Source organism: Qipengyuania sp. YIM B01966 (assembly GCF_016461955.1).
Classification (GTDB): Bacteria; Pseudomonadota; Alphaproteobacteria; order Sphingomonadales; family Sphingomonadaceae; genus QFOP01.
On sequence record NZ_JADMNM010000001.1, the window covers coordinates 19,694 to 40,429 of the forward strand.

At 66.4% G+C, this 20,736-nt stretch carries 22 protein-coding genes and 1 tRNA gene; 5 read left to right on the top strand and 18 right to left on the bottom strand.

The features are described 5' to 3' along the window. Nucleotides 1-48 precede the first annotated feature (48 nt). From dapF to ILT46_RS00115, 4 genes are read left to right on the top strand one after another with little or no spacing between them, the layout of a single operon-like run. The gene (dapF, locus tag ILT46_RS00100; RefSeq protein WP_199502609.1) at nt 49-858 is read left to right on the top strand and encodes a diaminopimelate epimerase; all 810 of its coding nucleotides are present in this window, start codon (nt 49-51) and stop codon (nt 856-858) included. Beyond that, entirely contained in the window at nt 855-2,036 is a 1,182-nt protein-coding gene (locus tag ILT46_RS00105; protein WP_370592265.1) for a MiaB/RimO family radical SAM methylthiotransferase, read from the top strand. The genes dapF and ILT46_RS00105 overlap by 4 nt, the downstream gene beginning before the upstream one ends. Next, nucleotides 2,033-2,956, top strand: coding sequence for a signal recognition particle-docking protein FtsY (ftsY, locus tag ILT46_RS00110; protein WP_199502610.1), 924 nt, complete (start codon nt 2,033-2,035; stop codon nt 2,954-2,956). Before ILT46_RS00105 ends, ftsY begins: the two co-directional genes overlap by 4 nt. Beyond that, entirely contained in the window at nt 2,956-3,636 is a 681-nt protein-coding gene (locus tag ILT46_RS00115; protein WP_199502611.1) for an inner membrane-spanning protein YciB, read from the top strand. The genes ftsY and ILT46_RS00115 overlap by 1 nt, the downstream gene beginning before the upstream one ends. On the opposite strand, the gene ILT46_RS00120 is transcribed toward ILT46_RS00115, so the two are convergent. The 10 genes from ILT46_RS00120 to ILT46_RS00165 all read right to left on the bottom strand — a co-directional run bounded on the left by ILT46_RS00120 (nt 3,633) and on the right by ILT46_RS00165 (nt 11,810). Continuing rightward, nucleotides 3,633-5,591, bottom strand: coding sequence for a potassium transporter Kup (locus ILT46_RS00120; protein ID WP_199502612.1), 1,959 nt, complete (start codon nt 5,589-5,591; stop codon nt 3,633-3,635). The genes ILT46_RS00115 and ILT46_RS00120 overlap by 4 nt on opposite strands. 73 nt (nt 5,592-5,664) lie before the next feature. Continuing rightward, nucleotides 5,665-6,306 carry a tetratricopeptide repeat protein gene (locus ILT46_RS00125; protein ID WP_199502613.1) on the bottom strand — a complete coding sequence of 214 codons (642 nt, stop codon included), beginning with the start codon at nt 6,304-6,306 and terminating at the stop codon, nt 5,665-5,667. Continuing rightward, on the bottom strand, nt 6,303-6,722 hold the full coding sequence (locus ILT46_RS00130; protein WP_370592267.1) for a cytochrome c-type biogenesis protein: 420 nt from the start codon (nt 6,720-6,722) through the stop codon (nt 6,303-6,305). The genes ILT46_RS00125 and ILT46_RS00130 overlap by 4 nt, the downstream gene beginning before the upstream one ends. Beyond that, nucleotides 6,719-7,249, bottom strand: a complete 531-nt coding sequence (locus tag ILT46_RS00135) for a DsbE family thiol:disulfide interchange protein (protein WP_199502614.1) — start codon at nt 7,247-7,249, stop codon at nt 6,719-6,721. The genes ILT46_RS00130 and ILT46_RS00135 overlap by 4 nt, the downstream gene beginning before the upstream one ends. Beyond that, the gene (locus ILT46_RS00140) at nt 7,246-9,201 is read right to left on the bottom strand and encodes a heme lyase CcmF/NrfE family subunit (RefSeq protein WP_199502615.1); all 1,956 of its coding nucleotides are present in this window, start codon (nt 9,199-9,201) and stop codon (nt 7,246-7,248) included. Before ILT46_RS00140 ends, ILT46_RS00135 begins: the two co-directional genes overlap by 4 nt. Before the next feature lie 9 nt (nt 9,202-9,210). Next, on the bottom strand, nt 9,211-9,672 hold the full coding sequence (gene ccmE / locus ILT46_RS00145; protein ID WP_199502616.1) for a cytochrome c maturation protein CcmE: 462 nt from the start codon (nt 9,670-9,672) through the stop codon (nt 9,211-9,213). Continuing rightward, complete coding sequence (locus tag ILT46_RS00150; protein ID WP_199503118.1) at nt 9,669-9,830, bottom strand: hypothetical protein; 162 nt, start codon at nt 9,828-9,830, stop codon at nt 9,669-9,671. The genes ccmE and ILT46_RS00150 overlap by 4 nt, the downstream gene beginning before the upstream one ends. Further along, a complete protein-coding gene (ccmC, locus tag ILT46_RS00155; RefSeq protein WP_199502617.1) occupies nt 9,827-10,549 on the bottom strand; it encodes a heme ABC transporter permease CcmC in 723 nt (240 codons plus the stop codon). The genes ILT46_RS00150 and ccmC overlap by 4 nt, the downstream gene beginning before the upstream one ends. Before the next feature lie 76 nt (nt 10,550-10,625). Further along, nucleotides 10,626-11,687 carry a Glu/Leu/Phe/Val family dehydrogenase gene (locus tag ILT46_RS00160; protein ID WP_199502618.1) on the bottom strand — a complete coding sequence of 354 codons (1,062 nt, stop codon included), beginning with the start codon at nt 11,685-11,687 and terminating at the stop codon, nt 10,626-10,628. A gap of 46 nt (nt 11,688-11,733) precedes the next feature. Continuing rightward, nucleotides 11,734-11,810 (bottom strand) — tRNA-His (locus ILT46_RS00165). Between the two features lie 192 nt (nt 11,811-12,002). On the opposite strand from ILT46_RS00165, the gene ILT46_RS00170 reads away from it, so the two are divergent. Next, nucleotides 12,003-12,632, top strand: a complete 630-nt coding sequence (locus ILT46_RS00170) for a prolyl hydroxylase family protein (protein WP_199502619.1) — start codon at nt 12,003-12,005, stop codon at nt 12,630-12,632. 73 nt (nt 12,633-12,705) lie between these two features. Here the strand turns inward: ILT46_RS00170 and rpmE are convergent, their stop codons facing one another. From rpmE to uppS, 8 genes are all read right to left on the bottom strand, one after another. Further along, nucleotides 12,706-12,936: a 50S ribosomal protein L31 gene (gene rpmE / locus ILT46_RS00175; RefSeq protein WP_199502620.1), complete on the bottom strand. Its 231-nt coding sequence runs from the start codon at nt 12,934-12,936 to the stop codon at nt 12,706-12,708. A 103-nt stretch (nt 12,937-13,039) separates the two neighbouring features. Further along, a complete protein-coding gene (gene fabZ, locus ILT46_RS00180) occupies nt 13,040-13,492 on the bottom strand; it encodes a 3-hydroxyacyl-ACP dehydratase FabZ (RefSeq protein WP_199502621.1) in 453 nt (150 codons plus the stop codon). Between the two features lie 24 nt (nt 13,493-13,516). Beyond that, nucleotides 13,517-14,209, bottom strand: a complete 693-nt coding sequence (locus ILT46_RS00185; RefSeq protein ID WP_199502622.1) for an OmpH family outer membrane protein — start codon at nt 14,207-14,209, stop codon at nt 13,517-13,519. Continuing rightward, a complete protein-coding gene (bamA, locus tag ILT46_RS00190; RefSeq protein WP_199503053.1) occupies nt 14,209-16,902 on the bottom strand; it encodes an outer membrane protein assembly factor BamA in 2,694 nt (897 codons plus the stop codon). The genes ILT46_RS00185 and bamA overlap by 1 nt, the downstream gene beginning before the upstream one ends. A 148-nt stretch (nt 16,903-17,050) precedes the next feature. Continuing rightward, on the bottom strand, nt 17,051-18,148 hold the full coding sequence (gene rseP, locus ILT46_RS00195) for an RIP metalloprotease RseP (protein ID WP_370592299.1): 1,098 nt from the start codon (nt 18,146-18,148) through the stop codon (nt 17,051-17,053). Nucleotides 18,149-18,170: 22 nt separating this feature from the next. Then, nucleotides 18,171-19,322: a 1-deoxy-D-xylulose-5-phosphate reductoisomerase gene (locus ILT46_RS00200; RefSeq protein ID WP_199502624.1), complete on the bottom strand. Its 1,152-nt coding sequence runs from the start codon at nt 19,320-19,322 to the stop codon at nt 18,171-18,173. Next, complete coding sequence (locus tag ILT46_RS00205) at nt 19,319-19,978, bottom strand: phosphatidate cytidylyltransferase (RefSeq protein ID WP_233396871.1); 660 nt, start codon at nt 19,976-19,978, stop codon at nt 19,319-19,321. The genes ILT46_RS00200 and ILT46_RS00205 overlap by 4 nt, the downstream gene beginning before the upstream one ends. Before the next feature lie 61 nt (nt 19,979-20,039). Beyond that, nucleotides 20,040-20,729 (bottom strand): polyprenyl diphosphate synthase, encoded by a 690-nt coding sequence (gene uppS / locus ILT46_RS00210; RefSeq protein ID WP_199502626.1) that lies wholly within the window; start codon nt 20,727-20,729, stop codon nt 20,040-20,042. Nucleotides 20,730-20,736: the final 7 nt, after the last annotated feature.

The window sequence follows — 20,736 nt, forward strand, 5'->3', positions numbered from 1 at the left end:
CTCGGCGCGCTTTACGCAGGGCCGCGCGCCACCTAGATGCCGCGCATCATGCGCGTCCCCTTCATCAAGATGCACGGCCTCGGCAACGATTTCGTCGTGCTCGACGCGCGGGGCGCCGATCTGCCACCGGTCAGCCCGGCACTGGCGGCGAGCCTTGCCGACCGGCGCACCGGGATCGGGTGCGACCAGTTGCTGGTGCTCGAACCTTCGGCGCGGGCCGACCTGTTCATGCACATTTTCAACGCTGATGGGAGCGAGGCCGGCGCGTGCGGCAATGCCAGTCGGGCCATCGCCCTGATGGAAGGCGGGGCCCTGCGGATCGAGACCGCTGGCGGCATTATCGCAGCGCACCCTGCTGATGCTGGCATAGCGGTTGAGATGGGCCGCCCGCGGTTCGACTGGGATGCCATTCCGCTCGCCTATCCGATGGATACGCTGGCCATGCCGGTTGCCTGGGGCGAACTGGCCAGCCCGGCTGCCGTCAACGTCGGCAACCCACACGTCGTGTTTTTCGTCCCCGATCAGCAGCACATCGCGCTCGAAACGCTGGGGCCCGAGATCGAAAGCGACCCGCTGTTTCCCGACGGCGTCAACGTCAATCTCGCCACATTGCTCTCCCGCAACGCGATCAGCCTGCGCGTGTGGGAGCGTGGCGCGGGCCTGACGCGGGCATGCGGTACTGGCGCCTGCGCCACGGCCGTCGCGGCCATGCGGCGCGGGCTGGTGGACCAAGAGGTGGAGGTCCGCCTGCCGGGCGGCGCGCTGCAGATCGCCTGGGACGGCGGCGAGCGGCTGCTGATGACCGGCCCCGCCGCCGAGAGCTTTCGCGGCACCTTCGCCTGGGGCGATTACGCGTGAGCGTAGCCGCCACGCAGGTCGTCACGCTCGGCTGCCGGATGAACCTGGCGGAAAGCGCACAGATCGCGGCGTTGGTAGCGGGCGATCCGGAGGTAGTGGTGGTCAATAGCTGCGCGGTGACCAGCGAGGCGGTACGCCAGACCCGCCAAGCCATCCGCCGGCTGCGCCGCGAACGGCCCGCCGCGCGCCTGCTGGTCACCGGGTGCGCGGCCGAAACCGAGCGCGCATCGCTGTCCGGGATGCCGGAAGTGGACGGCATCATCGCCAATGCCGCCAAGCTCGACCCGCGCGCATGGAATGTGCCGCACCCCCCCATCTCGACCGCACGCAGCGGCACGCGCGCCTTTGTCGCCGTCCAGAACGGCTGCGACCACGCCTGCACCTTCTGCATCATCCCCGCCGGACGCGGACCGAGCCGCTCGCAGCCGCTCGGCGCGGTCCTGCGTGAGGTCGAGCAGCATCTGGCGCTGGGCGCGCCCGAAATCGTGCTGACCGGCGTCGATCTCACCTCGTGGGGCCACGATCTGCCCGGCACGCCCCGGCTAGGCGCGCTGGTTGCCGCCTTGCTACACGCGTTCCCGAGCCTGTCGCGCCTGCGCCTGTCTTCGCTCGACGGGATTGAGATCGACGAGCAGCTGGCGGAACAGATTGCCGGTGAACCGCGCATCATGCCGCATATCCACCTGTCCCTGCAGCATGGCGACGATCTGATCCTCAAGCGCATGAAGCGCCGCCATTTGCGCGCCGACGCGGTGCGGCTGGTGGAACGGCTGAGGGCGGCGCGGCCCGAAATCGCCTTTGGCGCGGATCTCATCGCCGGGTTCCCGACCGAGGAAGAGGCGATGCACCAAGCGAACCTTTCGCTGATCCGCGAGCTGGCGCTGGTGCATGGGCATATCTTTCCCTACTCGCCGCGCCCGGGCACGCCGGCCGCCCGAATGCCGCAAGTTCCGCCGGATACCATTCGTCGCCGCGCGAGCGAATTGCGCGCCGCCGTCAGCGAGGTTCGCCGCCGCTGGCTCGAGGAAAAGCTGGGCAGGCCGCAAACCGTCCTCGCAGAGCGGGATGGCTGCGGCTATACGCCCGATTTCGCCCGCATTGCGCTGCCCGGGGGTACGGCAGCAGGCACCATTACCCAGCTTACGCCGACACAGCTCGACCGGGGAATTCTCGCATGACCACGCCCAGTTGGACAGAGCGCCTGTTCGGAGGCTTCCGCAAGACGTCCGAGCGCCTGTCGGGCAATCTGACCGGGGTCATCGGCACCGCCAAGCTCGACAATGCGACGCTCGACGATGTCGAGGATGCGTTGATCCTGTCCGATCAGGGCCCCGCGGCGGCCAAGCGCATCCGTGACCGGTTGGCGGACAAGCGGTTCGGCCTCGACATCTCGGAGCGCGAGTTGCGCGAGGCGGTGGCCGAGGAGATCGCGGAGATCCTGCGCCCGGTGGCCAAGCCGCTCGAGATCACCGCCTTCCCGCGCCCCCAGGTGATCCTGGTGATCGGGGTCAATGGCAGCGGCAAGACCACCACCATCGCCAAGCTAGCCCATTGGCTCAAGGAAGACGATTACGGCGTGATGCTCGCGGCGGGCGACACGTTCCGCGCGGCAGCCATCGGCCAGCTGGCCACCTGGGCCGAGCGGATCGGCGTGCCGATCATTCGCGGACCGGAAGGGGGCGACCCGGCCAGCATCGTGTTCGACGCGGTCAAATCGGCGACCGACACCGGCATCGACGCGCTGGTGGTCGATACCGCCGGCCGCCTCCAGAACAAGCGCGAGCTGATGGACGAGCTGGCCAAGATCCGCCGCGTTCTCGGCCGGCTCAACCCCGAGGCGCCGCATGACGTGATCCTCGTGCTCGATGCCACCAACGGCCAAAATGCGCTGGCGCAAATCGAAACCTTTCGCGAGGTTGCGGGTGTTACCGGGCTTGTCATGACCAAGCTGGACGGCACGGCGCGCGGCGGGGTGCTGGTCGCCGCTGCCGAACAATACGGCCTGCCGATCCACGCCATCGGCGTCGGCGAGAAAATCGACGATCTGCGCCCCTTCGATCCCGATCTGGTGGCGCGCGTGATTGCAGGGATTGCCTGATGGAGACCAACCCCCCCCCGCCCGCCAGCACTCCCTCCAGCACCGGCAAACCGCGCGGCTCGGGCTGGCTGAACGTTGTGATCGATTACGGGCCGCTGCTCGTGTTCTTCCTCACCTATCGCTATTTCTCGCCGGAGGAACCCGATCCGGTGAGCGAACTTGGCGCAGTGATCCGCGGGACGCTGGCCTTCATGGTCGCGGCGGTGATCGCGCTGGCGCTGTCCAAATGGCGGCTCGGCAAGGTTTCGCCCATGCTGCTGCTGTCGACCGCGCTGATCGTCGGGTTCGGCGCGCTGACGATCTTTTTCGGCGATCCGGCCTTCGTCCAGCTCAAGCCGACGCTGCTCTATGCGGGGTTCGGCGTGCTGCTGTTGGCGGGCTGGCTGCGCGGCAAGGCGCTGCTGAAGGTGCTGCTCGAAACCGCGTTCGAAGGGCTTAGCGACGAAGGCTGGCTCAAGCTGTCGCGCAATTGGGGCTGGTTCTTCCTCGCGCTCGCCGTGCTCAATCAAGTGCTGGTCGAGGTGCTCGATTTCGGCCAGTGGCTGTCCGCCAAATTGTGGCTGTTCCTGCCGCTGACCTTCCTGTTCACCTTCACCCAGATCCCGATGCTGATGCGCCATGGGCTGGCACTGGGCGAGGAGGACGAGGTGGTGAAGAACGAACCGCCCACCGGCGGCTAGATTTTTACCTGGCTGCCCAGTTCTACCACCCGGTTGGTCGGCAGGCGGAAAAACTCCATCGCGGTCGCCGCATTGCGCAGCATCCACGCGAATATCTTTTCGCGCCACTGCGCCATGCCCGGTTCTTCCGATGACAGCAGCGTCTGGCGTGAAAGGAAGAAGCTGGTCTGCATCATATCGAACATATCGCCGCACTGGCCCTCGATCCCGGCGAGCGCGGCGGGCACGTCGGTTTCCTCCATGAAACCGAAATGCATGACCATCCGGTAAAACCCGTCGCCCAGGTTCTCGATATCGACGCGCTTGCTCTCATCCACAAAGGGCACGTCGCCGATCAGGATGGTGAGGATCACCACGCGCTCGTGCAGTACCTTGTTGTGCTTCATATTGTGCAGCAACGCGGCCGGGACGCCTGCCTTGGAGGAGGCCATGAAAATCGAGGTCCCCGGCACCCGCGCGGCACTATTGCGGGCGGATTTGGCGAAAATCTCGATCGGGAGCGTCACCTCGTCCATCCGTTCGCGCATCAGCGCCCGCCCGCGCGACCAGGTGGTCAGCAGCGTGAAGATGAACAGACCTATCACCAGCGGGACCCAGCCACCCGCCGGCACCTTGATGAGATTGGCGCCGAAATAGGCGACGTCCACCAGCATGAAGGTTGCCATGATCGGCAGCGCCTTCCACAGCGGCCAGCGCCACAGCGTCAGCAACACCCCGCCGAGCAGCAGCGTGTCGATGAACATCGCGCCGGTCACCGCGATGCCGTAGGCGGCGGCGAGGTTGCTCGATGAGCGGAAGAACAACACCAGCAGGATGACCATCGCCATCAGGCCCCAATTGACCACCGGGATGTAAATCTGTCCGGCTGCGCTGGCGCTGGTATGCTTGATCTGCATGCGCGGCATGAAGCCCAATTGGATCGCCTGACGCGTGACCGAAAAGGCGCCCGAAATCACCGCCTGGCTGGCGATGATAGTTGCCGCCAGCGCCAGGAACACCACCGGGATACGGACCATGTCGGGGATCATCAGGAAGAACGGATCCTTGATGATCTCTGCCGCCTGTGCGGCGGTCGGCTGCGATAGGACCATCGCCCCCTGTCCCATATAATTGAGCATCAGCGAAGGCAGCACGAACGCCAGCCAACTCACCCCGATCGGCTTGCGCCCGAAATGGCCCATATCGGCATACAGCGCCTCGGCCCCGGTCACCGCCAGCACCACGCTGCCCAGCGCGACAAAGGCGCGCAGCCCGTCGGTAATGAAGAAATTGAGCGCGTTGAGCGGGTTTATCGTCTCGAGGATGATCCCCGGCATCTTGACCAGATTCATCAGCCCCAGCGTCGCCAGCGTGACGAAATAGAGCAGCATAATCGGGCCGAACAGGCGGCCCACCTTCTCCGTCCCGCGCGCCTGGATCGCGAACAGGCCGATCAGGATTGCGATGGCGATCGGCACCACCCAGCGCTTGAACCCCGGATCGACATATTGCAGCCCCTCGGTCGCCGAGAGCACCGACATTGCCGGGGTGATCATCGAATCGCCATAGAACAGCGCCGTCGCGAACACGCCCAGCAGCACCGCGGTGCCCGTCCAGCGGCGTTTGCGTTCAGCCTTGCGGTTGATCAGTGCCAGCAGCGCCAGGCTACCGCCCTCGCCATGGTTGTCGGCCCGCATGATGGTCAGCACATATTTGAACGTGACGACGATCATCATCGACCAGAACACCAGGCTCAGCACGCCATGGATATGGACCGGATCGACCTGGATGCCCGGTGCCCCGCCGTGCGAGGCAAAGGTTTCACGGAAGGCGTAAAGCGGGCTGGTGCCGATATCGCCGAACACCACCCCGATGGCGCCGATACTGAGGCCGATCAGCGAACCGCCATGGCCGTGCCCGCCCCCCTCACCCTCGGCGCGTTCCGGGACGGCGATGTCGTTGGGGGTGTCGCTCATAAGGAAGGCGATCCTGCAGCAGGGATGCGGCGCTTAGCAGCGGGATCAGGGGGTCGCAACGGAAACGACAGGCTCAGCGCGGCGCTGTCTCGCTGCGGGCCATCAGCGCATCTAACATGGCGATCCGCTGCGCCAGCTCCGCCCGCCACGGCGCCCCCGCCGGCGCGCGTTCTAGCAGCGCGGCCCATTCCTCGCGCGCCCTGACCGGCTGGCCACTGCGGAGCAGCGCCACGCCGCGGAAGAACGACGCCCCGGGGTGGGCCGGCGCGACCTTCAGCGCCTGATCATAGGCGAATTCGGCCGCCGGGGTCAGCTGGCCTTCGCTGTGTTCGACCAGCGCATTGCCCAGCGCCAACCACGCTTCAACATCATTCGGATCATCGTTGAGCGCGTTGCGCGCCATGTTGGCGGCGATCTGCATCTGGCCGCGGCGGGTGAACCCGTCGGACACGGTGACGAAACGCGAGGGCGGCTGCTCGGGGTCGAACATCGCGCGCCGCGCTTCGACCACCGCGACACCATCCACCCGCATGGGCGCCGGTCGGGCACTCGCCGGGGCCCCGGCATAGCCTGGCGAGCCCTGCAGCGTGTAGCCGGTCAGACCGAACAGCAGCGCCGCCCCCACCACCGCCCAATGGGTGCGCGGCAGCCGCAGCAGCACGATCGCCGCCGCCAGCACGGCGGCCGCAAGCAGGATGATCGGCACCAGGCTCATGCCCGCCTCGCCAGGCGGCGCCGGAACAGCAGCGCGGCGATCAGCGCCAGCACGGCCGGGCCGGCATAGAGCGGCCAGGTGGTCGCCGAAACGTGCGGGGTATAGCTGACATAATCGCCATACCTCTCGATCAGCCAGGCGCGGATCGCCTCGGGATCTTCGCCTGCGGCGATGCGGGTGCGAACCTGATGGCGCATATCGCCCGCCATCGGCGCATCGCTATCGGCGATCGACTGGCTCTGGCAGGTGAGGCAGCGCAACGTCTGCATCAATTCATGCGCCGCGCGCTCCTGCGCCGGGTCGGGCAGCTGGCGATAGGCATAGGGCGCGGGAGGCAGGCTTTGCTGTGCGCAAAGCGGTGCACCAAGGCTCAGAGCAGCGGCAGCAAGGAGCCAAATGCGGTTCAATCGGCTCACCGCGCCTCCTCCAGCCTGGCGAGCAGTTTGGGCACATCGCCGGCACGGATATCGCCGATATGCTGGTGGCGGATGACCCCGTTTCCATCGACGACAAAGGTTTCCGGCACCCCGGACGAGCCCAGCGCGAACTGGACTTCGGACAGATCGTCAGCCCCCAGCCGCGTATAGGGGTTGCCATGCTGGGCGAGGAAGCGGGCGACATCCTCGGGCCTGTCGCGGATGGCGATGCCGACAATCTCGACGCCTTGTTCTTGCAAGGCCTTCAATTGCGGCGCTTCGGCGATGCAGGGCAGGCACCAGCTCGCCCAGATATTGAGCAGGCGCGGCTTGCCGTCGGCAAAGTCCGTCTGCGCGGCGCCGGGCAAGCCATCCACCGCCGGGCGCAGGGCAAAGCGCGGCAGCGGCTTGCCGAGCATCGCCGAAGCAATCGTATCATCCTTCGGCTGCTGCAACTGATAGGCGGTAAAGCCGAGGAACGCGGCAAACACGGCGAGTGGCAGCCACAGGCGCCAGGATTTGGTCATACGGGCTGCTCCCCACGCCAGCGCAAGCGTTTTGCAAGCACCGAGCGGCGCTTGAGGTCGCCCAGCACGCGCCCGATCAGCGCCAGCACGCCGCCAAGAGCGATCAGCAGGCCGCCAATCCAGATCAGCGTCACCAGAGGCTTCCACCACAGCCGCACCTGCCAGCGGCCATCGCCGACCGCTTCGCCTATCACGGCATAGAGCTGGCCGTTCCAGCGGGTCACCAGCGCGCTTTCAGTGGTGGTCTGCGACGGGCTCCAGAACGAGCGCGCCTGCGGAGCAATGGGGATCGGCGACCCGCTCTGATAACGCGCGTCCATGTCGCCCTCGATCGCGGTCCAATTCGGGCCGGCGACGGGCACGACCTTGGTCAGAGTGACGCGCCACGGGCCGACCTCGGCACTCTCGCCCGGTGCCAAGGCGGCGAGACGTTCCTGCGACCAGGCGCTTTCACTCGCCATGCCCAGCAGCGACACCGCAATGCCCAGATGCGCCAGCACCATCCCCCAGATCGGCAGCGGGGTGCGGGTCAGCCTCCGGCCGCGCAGGGGGAGCAGGCTGGCGATGCCGACCGCGACCGCCAGCGCCACGCCGAGCGTGGGCAAGAGCCCTGCCGGCCCGGCGATCAGCCATGCGATCACGGCACCCGCCACCGCGAGGCCAGCCGCCAGCAGCGCGGGCCGGCGCACGCGCCGCACCGCATCCTGCCGCCAGCGGAGCAGCGGACCGAGCGCCATCACCGCCAGCATCGGCAGCGCGAAGATTGCCGACACCGGATTGAAATAAGGCGGCCCGACCGACACCCGGACATCGAACGCTTCGGTCACCAGCGGATAGAGCGTGCCCAGCAGGACCACGCCGAGGATCGCGCTCAGCAGCACATTGTTGACCACCAGCGCGCCTTCGCGGCTGACCAGCGCGAAGCGTTCCCCTTCGGCAATGCTCCCCGCGCGCCAGCCGAACAGCGCCAGCGCCCCGCCAATGTTGATCGCCAGCAGCGCGAGGATGAAGCTGCCACGTTCAGGATCGACGGCAAAGGCATGAACGCTGGTCAGAATGCCCGAGCGAACGAGGAAAGTGCCGACCATCGACATCGAAAACGCAATCACGCCCAGCATGATAGTCCACGCCCGCAACGCATCGCGCGCGGCCAGCACGCTGGCCGAATGGAGCAGCGCTGTCGCCGCCAGCCACGGCATCAGCGAGGCGTTCTCGACCGGATCCCAGAACCACCAGCCGCCCCAGCCCAGCTCGTAATAAGCCCAGTACGAACCGGCGGTGATGCCAATCGTCAGGAACACCCAGGCCCCCAGCACCCAGGGCCGCATGGCGCGCGCGAAATCGGGCGTCACCTGCCGCGTCAGCAGCGCACCGACCGCGAAGCTGAACGCCACCGACAGGCCGACATAGCCGAAATAAAGCGTCGGCGGATGGAAGGCGAGGCCGATATCCTGCAGCAGCGGGTTCAGGCCCATCCCTTCGGGCACCGGCCGCGGCAACCGCTCGAACGGGTTGGAACTGAACAGCAGGAAGGCGTAAAAGCCCAGCCCGACAAAGGCCTGCGCGCCCAGCGTCGCGCGCATGGTCGCTTCGGGCAGGCGCCGCTCGATCGCGGCGATCAGCGCGCCCGCCAGCGCCATCACCGTCACCCACAGCAGCATCGACCCTTCGTGATTGCCCCATGTGCCGGCGAGCTTAAAGATCATCGGCTTGGCCGAATGCGAGTTCATCGCCACCAGCTTGACCGATAGGTCGGTGCGGATAAACAGCCACATCAGCAGCACGAAAGACAGCGCCGCCACGCCGCCTTGCAGGATGGCGGTCGGGCGGATCACCCCGCCCAGCGTTTCCCCGCCTTCCCCCGCGCGCAGCGACAACACGCTCGCGGCGAGTTGCAGCGCGGCCAGTGCTGCGGCCAGCCACAGGGCCGCAAGACCCAGTTCAGCGATCATTGGCGCCGCTCACTCGGTCGTCTCGGCGACGACCTGGGCCTGCTGGTGCTGGTCCATGTCCTGCAATTCGCGCGGCACGTAATTCTCGTCATGCTTGGCGAGGATATTGTCAGCGACGAACGTGCCATCGGGGCTCAGCCGCCCCTCGGCCACGGCGCCCGATCCTTCGACGAACAAATCGGGCTTGATCCCGGCATAACGCACGGGCACGCGCGCCTCGCCGTCCTGCAGCACGAAAGTTACGGTGACCCCGTCGGGCAGCGTTTTGAGCGAGCCGCGCTCGACCATCCCGCCAAGGCGCACAGCGCGGTCCGGCGCGGGCGGGTCTGCCGCCATCTGGCTCGGCACGTAAAAATAGCTCGCCTGGTTTCGCAGCGCCCAGGCTGCCAGCAGGGCCGCGCCGATCAACGCCGCGAGCGCGATCAGCACCAGCACCAGCCGCTGATGCTTGGCCTTGACCCCGGCGGTCATGGCTGCTCTCCCGGCCCGCGACCGCGCACGGCATCGCGGCGGGCTTCGGCACGGCGCATGGCGAGCCAGGCCCACACCACCAGCGCCAGCGTGCCGATTATGCCAACCCCGTAACTGGCCAGCACAAAGGCCGCTTGATCCATCCCTTCGCGCATCATGCCGCCGCCAGCGCCTGCCGCCGCAACCGCGCCTCGGCCTGAATATCGGCCAGCAGCGCGCGCATCCGCGCGAGCACCACCCCGCCGAACAGTAGCGAGAAACCGACCGTCGCCGCCAGCAGCGGCCACAGGAAAGCCGGGTCGATCGCCGATTTGCCGATGGTGATGCTGGGCGGCTGGTGCAGCGAGTTCCACCACACCACCGAACGGTTGATGATCGGAATGTTGACCGCACCGACCAGCCCGAAAATCGCCGGAATGCGGCTCGACGAACCGTCGCGCTCCACCGCCTGCGCCAGCGCGATATAGCCGGCATAGAGGAACAAGAGCACCAGCATCGAGGTCAGCCGGCCATCCCACTCCCACCAGGTGCCCCAGGCCGGGCGGCCCCACAGCGAGCCCGTGGCAAGGCAGATGGCGGTGAACACCATGCCGGGCACCGCCGCCCCGCGCGCGGCCAGCGCCGCCAGCGGATGCCGCCAGACGAGGTGGACGAGGCTGGCGAGCGCAATCGCGGTCCAGCCGCCCATCCCCAGCCAGGCGGCGGGAACGTGGATGAACAGGATTTTCACCGTGTCGCCCATCAGCCGGTCGGGTGGGACGAGGAAATAGCCATAGGCCAGCGCAGCCGTCGTCACTGCCAGCCCTGCAAGCAGGAGCAACGGGGTCAGCCAGCTGGCGAGAGCCAGAAATCTCTTGGGATTGGCAAAGCCATGCATCGGGGATCCGTCCTTGGCCGCTTTGGCAGCGCACCGGCTGCGGGGCAAGGGCTATCCGCCCATCCCGGCCGCGCTATCAGCGGCCGATAAGCTTCTGTGCCATCGCGTCAGCAATCGCTGCCGGCGACTGGCCGCTGGCGTCACTCTCGCGCCAGATATCCTCCAGCCGGTCGGGGATCAGCGCGATCCGCTTCCTGACCTCGTTGATGTCGCACGGGGCCCCGTCCTGCCGGCAGAGATATTCCAGCGCGACCGATATGATTCCGCCGGCATTGATGACGTAATCGGGCGCGTAAAGCACGCCGCGCGCTACCAGCGCGTCGCCATGTTCGGGCCGGGCGAGCTGATTGTTGGCGGCGCCGGCCACGATCGGCGCTTCCAGCCGGGCGATCCCCTCATCGTCGAGGATCGCGCCCAGCGCGTTGGGGCTGAACACGTCGCAGGCGACGCCCATTACGGCATCGGTTTCGACCGCCTCGCCGCCCAGTTCGTCGGCCAGCGCCTCGGCCCGGTCGCGGTTGATGTCGGCCAGCGTCAGCTTGGCCCCGTCACGCGCGAGCAGCCGGGCCACCCCGCCGCCAACGCTGCCGACACCCTGAAGCGCGACATGCACCCCGGCGAGACTGTCCTTGCCCAGCCGGTAGCGCACCGCCGCCTTCATCCCGTGATAGACGCCCATCGCGGTGAATGGCCCGGGATCGCCGCCCGCCGCGTCGCCTTCTGCCGGCAGACCAGACACATAAGGCGTGCGGGCGGCCACCGCGACCATGTCGGCCACGCAAATCCCGACATCCTCGGCGGTTACATAGCGTCCGCCCAGCCGGTCGACCGCATCGCCGAAGGCGGCGAGCATTTCGGGGGTCTTGGTGCCCTTGGCATCGGCCAGGATCACCGCCTTGCCGCCGCCCATCGGCAGGCCCGCCATCGCGTTCTTGTAGCTCATCCCGCGGCTGAGGCGCAGCACATCGCGCAGCGCATCGGCCGGCTGCGCATAGTGCCAGAACCGCGTGCCGCCCGCCGCCGGCCCGAGATGGGTCGAGTGAATCCCGATCAGCGCGGTCAGCCCCGATGCGCGGTCGCGCACCAGCTGAACGGTTTCGTGATCATCGTAATCGGGCTGGGTCCAGAAAGCCGTCATCGCGCACCCCTGTGCTCGGGAGGATACGGGCCTTGTGCGGGGAAAATGGGGCGATCGACGGGATCCGAACCCGCGACCTCCGGTACCACAAACCGGCGCTCTAACCAACTGAGCTACGATCGCCACACCAGGCCGCACACCCGGAAAGCCGGGGCCATACGGCCAAGCGCCTGCCGGTCAAGCGGTTCCGGCAAGGCGGCGAGCCTGTTGCACAGCCATCGGTTTTAGGGAAGCTAAAAGTTGACGGCGCGGCCGTGTGCGGCAAGATTGTTACGCGGTTGCAGATGCGCATCGTGGCGATATGAAGCGCGTGTGATGACCAGCGGCGAATCCGATCTTGCGCGGTTGCGGGCAATCCCAGGGATGCAGCGCGTGCCAAGCGCCAGGCTGGAGCTGTTCCAGTTGCGCAAATTCCTCGCTCCGGACCTGTGCTCCCGGCTGGTCGCGCTGATTGACCGGCATCGGCGGGCATCGACCATTGCCGACGATAATGGCGATGCGCTGTTCCGGACCAGCGAGACGTGCGACCTCGAGGCGGGCGAACCGGCGGTCAGGGAACTCGAAGCGCAGCTGCACCGCATATCGGGCATCGATCCCGCCTTTGGCGAGCCGGTGCAGGGCCAGCGCTACGATGTCGGGCAGGAGTTCAAGCCGCATACCGACTATTTCGCGCCCGACGGGGCGGATTACGCGCGCTATTGCGCCCATTCCGGTCAGCGCAGCTGGACGTTCATGGCCTATTTGAACGAACCGGCTGCGGGGGGCGCAACCCGGTTCAAGACCATCGGCAAGACCATCCAGCCCGAAACCGGCAAGCTGCTGGCGTGGAACAACCGGCTGCCCGATGGCACCGTCAACCCCGCCACGCTCCATCACGGGATGAAGGTTCGCAGCGGGGTCAAATATGTAATCACCAAATGGTACCGCGAACGCCCCTGGGTTTGAGCGCCGGCGCACGAAAAAGGGCGGCCCTCACAGGACCGCCCATCGATCCGCCAGCGCCGTCGGCGCGGCGCGATTACTTCTTCTTGAGGCTGAGCCCGCCAAACCGCTTGTTGAACTGGGCCACACGGCCGCCTTCCTGCAACACCCGCTGACTGCCGCCGGTCCAGGCCGGGTGGCTGGTGGGATCGATGTCGAGCGCCAGCGTGTCACCTTCGCTGCCCCAGGTCGAGCGGGTCTGAAAGGTGGTGCCGTCGGTCATCTGGACCGTGATCATGTGATATTCGGGATGTGTATCGGCCTTCATGGCGCATATCTCCAAAGCTTCGGAACGGTTCCGACCGGTCCAGCTGTGCGTGGGAAGCGCGCGCCCTAGACGTGGCGCGCTTATTTGGCAAGCCCGCGCCGCCCTAGGCGGGCGGATCGGCGATCATGGCGGTGAATTGTACCTCGCAGGTCACTTGCTCGCCGACGCTGGCCTTGCCCCAGAACTTGCACACCTTGGCGCGCTGCTGGACAAAGCCGGCGCGCAGATCGAGCAGGCAGCCCGGTTCCACCGGGGCGCGGAACTTGGCCTCGCTGATGGCCATGAAATAGACCAGCTTGCCGCTGCCGGCGAGCTCAAGCGTCTCGACCGCGAGAATCCCCGCCGCCTGCGCCAGCGCCTCGATCTGCAGCACGCCCGGCATGATCGGCCGGCCGGGAAAATGCCCCTGGAAGAAGCTCTCGTTGAACGAAACGGCTTTAACCGCGTGGATTTCTTCGCCCCGGGCGATGGTTTCCACTCGGTCGACCAGCAGCATCGGGTAGCGATGGGGCAGCGCGGCGAGCACCCGCGTGATGTCGTATGCTTGCTCGCTCATCTGCGCTGCCCCTCGCTATACGGCTTAACGGCCGGTGGGCTGGGCCGGCTGCTGCGGCTGGGCAGCCGGCTGGCCCGCCTGCGCGGCCTGCGCGGCGGCGGCAGCTTCCTGCTGCTGACGGATTTCACGCGGCACCCAGCCCTGCGGCGGGACAAGCTGCGCGGCGGGCAGTGCCGTGTTCACCTCGTTCAGCACGTCCTGCGTCAGATTATACGCCTGATCGGCATAGATCACCGCGCCGGAATTGGGGTCGAGAATCAGCGTGATGTTCTTCCGGCGCGCGGCCGCCTGCACAGCGGCTTCCAGCTTGTCCTCGATCTGCTCCTGAACATAAGCGCGGCTGAGCGCCAGTGGGGCCAGCATCTGCTGCAATTCACGCTGGCCGTTCTGCTCGATCGTCTGGATCTGCTGCGCCTGCTGCTGCAGCGATTGCTGGTTCGGGTTGGCGGCCTGGCGGTCAGTGTTGAACCGCGTGATCAGCGGCTGCAACTGCGCTGCGATCTGCGCGCGGCGCGCCTCGGCCTGGTCGAGCTGCGGCTTGTAGGTCACCTGGCGCTGCTGTTCGGCCGTGCGATAGGCGTTCGAATTGGCGACGATGGCGGGCAAATTGACCACGCCGATCCCGCGCACCACCTGCGCGGCGGCAGGAACGGTCAGCGCCGGCACAGCGCCCATGGCGAGACCCGCGGCAAGAGCGGATGCAACAATCTTTTTCATCAGAACTGGGTTCCTACGTTGAAGGAGAAGAGCTTGGTATCGTCGCCCGGCTGCTTGCGCAGCGCATGGGCAATGTCGATGCGGAACGGGCCGAACGGCGAGTTCCAGTTGACCCCGATGCCGACCGAGACGCGCGGGCTGGCCGAATCGCCCAGGAACACCTCCTGGAACGGTCCGATATTGTTCAGCAGCGGGGTGTTGGCGACGCCACCTGGCGAAGTCGGACGGGTCACGATCTGCGTGATGTTGTTGCCCGCCGCATCCTTGCCGGTGATTTCGGTGTAGAGCGCGTTACCTTCGCCGTCGCGTTGCGGATAGTTGATCCCGCCCGGGAACGGGCTGTTCAGCAGCGTCGGACGGCGGACATTCCATAGCGCCCCGACATCAACGAAGACCGACGGGCGCAAGCCCATTTCGCGTGCGCCCGAACCCAGCGGAATCTCGAGCTCAGCCCGGCCCAGGTAATAGGCATTGCCGCCCAGCGCGTCGTCGGACAGCAATTCCTTGCGATCGGTGATGACCTCGACCACCCCGTCATTGTTGGTATCGACCAGCCGCTGGCGCATGACGCGCGGGCCGACGCCGCGAATGTCGAAGCCGCGGATCTGCGGCTCGCCGAGGAAGAAGCGGTCGGTCAGGCGGACATCGTCGCCCACCCGGTCCTTGAGCCCGCGGATCACCCCGCCCTCGCCCTGCAGCGAGAACACGAACCCGTTCAGCACCGGCCAGTACTGCGCCGCGCGCCCGCGCAGGCGGAAAAAGTTCACGTCGCCGCCGAGCCCGGCATAATCGGCCGTCAACGACAGGTTCCGGCCACGGCGCGGACGGTAAGCGTTGTCGAGCGTGCTCATCGCCAGCGTCAGGCCGAGGATCGAGCTGGTCCGCTTGCCCAGCGCATCGCATAGATAGCGCCCGGCCAGCAGCGGCTCGCACTCGACCACCCCGTCGCCGTCGAAATCGTTGAAGAACTGGTTTTCGTCGAGCGTGATGTTGTCACGGTTGAGCGTATAGCTGCCGATCGCGGAGATATATTCGGTCAGCGGCACGCCCAGCCGGAGCGAGCCGCCCAGCGTCGATTGCTTGTAGGTCGTGTTGCGCTCGTTACCGAGATAATTGAAGCTGTTGTAGTCGCGGAAATACAGGTCCACCCCGGCCGAGACGTTGCGGTCGAACACATAGGGTTCGGTGAAGCTGACGCCGAAATTCTTCGAATAGCGGGAATAGTTCGCCTGCAGGCCGATCGTCTGCCCGCGTCCGCGGAAATTGCGCTGGCGCACCGACGCGGCAAGGATGAAGCTTTCGAGCGAGGAGAAGCCCGCCGAGAGCTGCAATTCGCCGGTCGCCTGCTCCTCGACATTGGCGGTCAGCACGATCCGGTCGGGGCTGGAGCCTTCGGACTGCGTGACCTCGAAGTTTTCCTGAAAATAGCCGAGCGACTGGATGCGGTTGCTCGACCGCTTGACCGCCAGCGAATTGAACGCATCGCCTTCGGCCACGCGGAATTCGCGGCGGATCACCTTGTCCTGCGTCAGCGTGTTGCCGTTGACGTCAATCCGCTCGACATAGACACGCGGCGCTTCGTTGAGGACGAAGGAGACGTCCATCGTCAGCGTCTCGCGGTTGCGGCGGAACTGCGGCTGGACGTTGGCAAAGGCGTAGCCGAAGGTGCCAGCCAGCTCGTTGAACTGCTCGACCGTATCCTCGACCAGCTTGGCGTTGTACCAGTCGCCTTCCTTCAACGCGAGGTTGCTGGTCATCAGCGCGCTGTCGAAATCGCGGATCTGGCTTTCTACCGAGACATTGCCGAACTTGTAGCGCTGACCTTCCTCGACCACGTAGGTGATGATGAAGTCCCGCTGGTCGGGGGTCAGCTCGGCCACCGCCGAAACGACGCGGAAATCGGCATAGCCCTGCGTCAGATAGAATTGGCGGAGCTTTTGCTGGTCGAAGGCCAGCCGGTCGGGATCGTAGGTGGTGCCCGAGCTGAAGAAGCTGGTCAGCCGCGACTGCTTGGTCATCATCTCGCCGCGCAGATCGCCGTCTGAAAATGCCTCGTTGCCGATGATGTTGATCTGCCGGACCTTGGAGCGCGGCCCTTCGTTGATCTCGAACACGATGTCGACGCGGTTCTGGCTCAGCTCGACCATCTTGGGCTCGACCGTGGCCGCAAACCGCCCCTGCCGCTTGTACAGTTCGAGAATACGCGCAACGTCGGCGCGGACCTTCGAGCGGGTGAATATCTGCCGTGCCGCAAGCCGGATTTCGGGCAGGATCTTGTCGTCCTTGATCCGCTTGTTGCCTTCGAGGATGATGCGATTGACGACCGGGTTTTCCGCCACCTCGACTACCACGTTGCCGCCTTCGTTACGCACCGCGGCGGTGGCAAACAGTTCGGTCGCGTAGAGATCCTTCAGCGCCTGGTCGGCGGCGGCTTCGGTATAGACGTCGCCCACCCGCAGTCGGATGTAGGACAGGATAGTCTGCGCCTCCAGCCGCTGGGCGCCCACCACCGAGAGTGAGCGGATCACCTCGCCCTGCGGTGCGGGTGCGACGGGTTGCGCCTCGGGCATGGTGGCGGTTTGCGCCATCGCCGTGGCGGGCAGGCCTGCCAGCATGGTTCCGCCGAGCAAGGCGGCGAACAGCCGCTTGCCTTCGTTCATCCGGTTTGTTCCGGCCAACACCCGATCCTTCATTGATACGGTCTTCCCGTCAAAATCCATTCCGTTTCCCTGAATCGGCCACACACCGATACCAGGACCGCCGGACGCAGCGCAGAGCGTCCTGTGCCCGATGGATCATCTCCAATCAAGCAAGTGCCGGGCGCAATCGCCATCTTTCGTCCTAGCTTCCGCCCAGCAAGGGCAGCGAGATCAGGTCGTTTGCGGTAACGAACAGCATCAGCACCAGCACCAGCCCCACACCGGTGCGATAGGCCCACTCCATCTTCTGCGGATCGACCGGCTTCCGGCGTACCGCCTCTGCCGCGTAAAAAGCCAGGTGACCGCCATCGAGCGCCGGAATTGGCAACAGGTTGATGAATGCCAAGTTAATTGAAATCAGCGCGATGAAGCTGACAAACGCAATCGGCCCGAGGCTGAGTTGCTCTCCGGAAAACTTGGCAATCTTGAGCGGCCCGCCCAGCTCGCGCACCGACCGTTCGCCGGTGAAGATCTGGGCAATGCCGGCCACCATCATCCGCACGAGCCCGACACTCTGATCGACCGCAAGGGTGGTCGCCTCAAACAGGCCCACCGGCACAATGTCTGGCCGCGCGGCCGCGATGCCGAGCCGGCCAAGGCGCGATTCATTGCCGAAACGATCGGTTTCGATGGCGGTGGCGATCTTGACCGGGATTGTGGTTTCAGCACCGTCCCGCTGATAGGTGACTCTCACCGTGCGCCCGGGATACAGCATCACGCGCTCGGCAATATCGCTGAAGTGGAGCACACCCTCCCCGTCGATCGCGACGATGCGGTCGCCCGGCTCCAGCCCTGCGGCCAGCGCGGGCGAACCTTCGGCCAGCCCGCCGATCACCGTGTTCGGTTCGAGCTTGCCATAGGCAAGGTTGAACCCGGCAAAGATCGCCACCGTGACGAGTATGTTCATCACCGGTCCGGCCAGCACGATCAGCGCGCGCTGCCACAGCGGCGCGAACTGAAACGCACCCTCGCGCTCTGCCGGCGGTGTTGTGGCCCTCGCCTCCGCGTCGGGGATGCTGGCCGGGTTCATGTCGCCCTTGAACTGGACATAACCGCCCAGCGGCAGGGCGGACAATTTCCACCGCGTCCCGCGCCGGTCGGTAAAGCCGGCGAGCTCGCGCCCGAACCCGACCGAAAACGCGTCGGCCTTTACGCCGAACCAGCGCCCGACAAGGTAGTGGCCCAGCTCGTGCAACGTCACCAGCGGCCCCAGCACCAGCAGGAAACCGACAATATACAGCCAGAAGGGGGGCGATTCCAATTCAGCAACGCTCCAGCAAGTGCGCCGCGCGGGCTCTGGCCGCCTGGTCCACCGCAAACACATCGTCGAGCGTGACCGGCCGCGCCAGATCCAGCGAAGCGAGGGTTTCGCTGACCAATGGCGCAATCCGGGTGAACTTTATCTGACCGGCGAGAAACGCGCCAACGGCGATTTCGTTCGCTGCATTGAGCACCGCCGGAGCCGCTCCGCCCGCTTCTGCCGCCTCGCGCGCAAGCCGTGTCGCGGGGAAGCGCACCTCGTCAGGCGCAAAGAAGGTGAGTTGGCCGAGCGCTGCCAGATCGAGCGGCGCCATCGGCGTCTCCATCCGCGCCGGCCAGGCGAGGCACGAGGCGATCGGCACGCGCATATCGGATGGCCCAAGCTGGGCGAGCGACGAGCCGTCGCGATATTCGACCAGCGAATGGATTACGCTTTGCGGGTGGACCACGATCTTGAGCGCATCGAGCGGGATCGGGAACAGATGATGCGCCTCGATCAGTTCGAGGCCCTTGTTGAACATCGTCGCCGAATCGACGCTGATCTTGGCGCCCATCGACCAGTTGGGATGGGCGACCGCCTGTGCCGGGCTCGCCGCGTCGAGTTGCGCGGCGCTCCATTCCCGTAGCGGCCCGCCGCTGGCGGTCAGGGTGATCGACCGGACATCGCTGAGCTCGTTCCCGGCGAGGCACTGGAAGATCGCATTGTGTTCGCTATCCATCGGCAGCAACGTGGCGCCGTGCCGGGCAACCGCGGCGGTCATCACGCTGCCGGCGGAGACCAGCGCCTCCTTGTTGGCGAGCGCAACCGCCGCGCCCCGCTCGATCGCGGCCATGGTCGGCGCGAGGCCCGCGCAGCCGACGATGGCCGCTACCACCAGATCGGCCGGGCATTGGGCTGCCTCAATCAGCGCGGCCGGGCCGCCGGCAGCCGTCACGCCGCTCCCGGCGAGCGCCTCGCGCAGCGCGGGCAGCTGCGCCTCATCGCCGATCACCGCCATCTCGGCGCTGAATTCGCGAGCGAGGGCAGCCAGATCGGCGACGTTCGTTTGCGCGGTCAGCGCGGCGACTTGCCAGTCAGCCCGGTTGCGCCGGACGAGATCGAGCGTGGACCCGCCGATCGAGCCGGTCGCGCCGAGAATGCTGATCCGTCTCATCCCGTCACGCCCGCGAAATGAGCGAGGCCGAAGAGGGACAGCACCGCCAGCAGCCCGTCCACCCGGTCGAATAGCCCGCCATGGCCCGGAATGAGGTTGCTCGAATCCTTCACCCCGGCCCGGCGTTTCATCCAGCTTTCGAAGAAATCACCCACCTGTGCGACCACTGCAAGCAGCGCGCCAAGCCCCAGCCCGGCCAGCGTGGCCGGCCCGAAAAAGGCGGATGGCTGCGGCCCTGATCCGCCCAGCGCCGAAAGCAGGTAGCTGACGAACCCGGCAATGCCCGCCAGCGCGATTGCGGCGGCCAGCATTCCGCCAAGCAACCCTGCCCATGTCTTTGACGGGCTGATCGCGGGGGCAATTTTCGGCCCGCCGATCGCGCGTCCGGCGAAATAAGCGCCGGTATCGGTGGCCACGACGCCGATCACCGGGATCAGCGGGGTCAGCCAGTCATCCTGGCGCAGGATAATCAGCATCACGGCGGCGACGGCGATGTAGATCGCCCCGCCAAGCATCCAGAGAAGCCCGCTCGCACCGCGCGCGAAACCGTTGACCAGCCGAGTGAATTCCCAGAACACTCCGCCCGCGACCAGCACCACGAAGGCCGTCCATAGCCAGCCACCGGCGACCACCGCCCCGATTGCAAGCGCAACCATAACCAGCGCCGACAGAACGCGCACCCCAAGATCGGAATTGCGCGCGCGCCGCGGCGCTGGCTCAGCGTCCGCCATAGCGGCGCTCCCGCGTGGCGAAATCCTGGAGCGCCGCCGCCAGGTGCTCGGGCGTGAAATCGGGCCACAGCGTGTCGACAAACAGCATCTCGGCATAGGCCGCCTGCCACAGCAGGAAGTTCGACAGGCGCACTTCGCCGCTGGTTCGGATCAGCAGATCGAGCGGCGGGAGACTGGCGGTATCAAGCTGCGCGGCGATGGCTTCGGGGGTGATCGCACCTTCAGCGGCGGCAGCAGAAGCGGCGCGGGCGATTTCCTGCTGCCCGCCATAGTTCAGCGCCACCGCCAGGGTGCGCGTGCCGCGGGCCGTCTGCCTCAGCGCGTCGTCGAGCATGGCGACGATATCCGGCGCCAGCCCACGCCAGTCGCCGATGATGTGGAGCCTGACACCGTGCTCTATGAACTCGGGCAGGTCGGAGCGAATGAACTTGCGCATCAGCCCCATCAGATCGTCGACCTCGTCCTCGGGTCGTTTCCAGTTCTCCGAAGAGAAGGCGTAGAGCGTCAGGCATTCGAGATCGAGGGCAGCTGTTGCCCGGACCAGCTTGCGCACCGCCTCCACGCCGCGCTGATGGCCGACCACGCGGGGCAGGTGGCGACGCTTGGCCCAGCGGCCATTGCCATCCATGATGATCGCCACATGGCGCGCACGCGCAGGCGCGATCGTCGCCGTCATTGCGTGC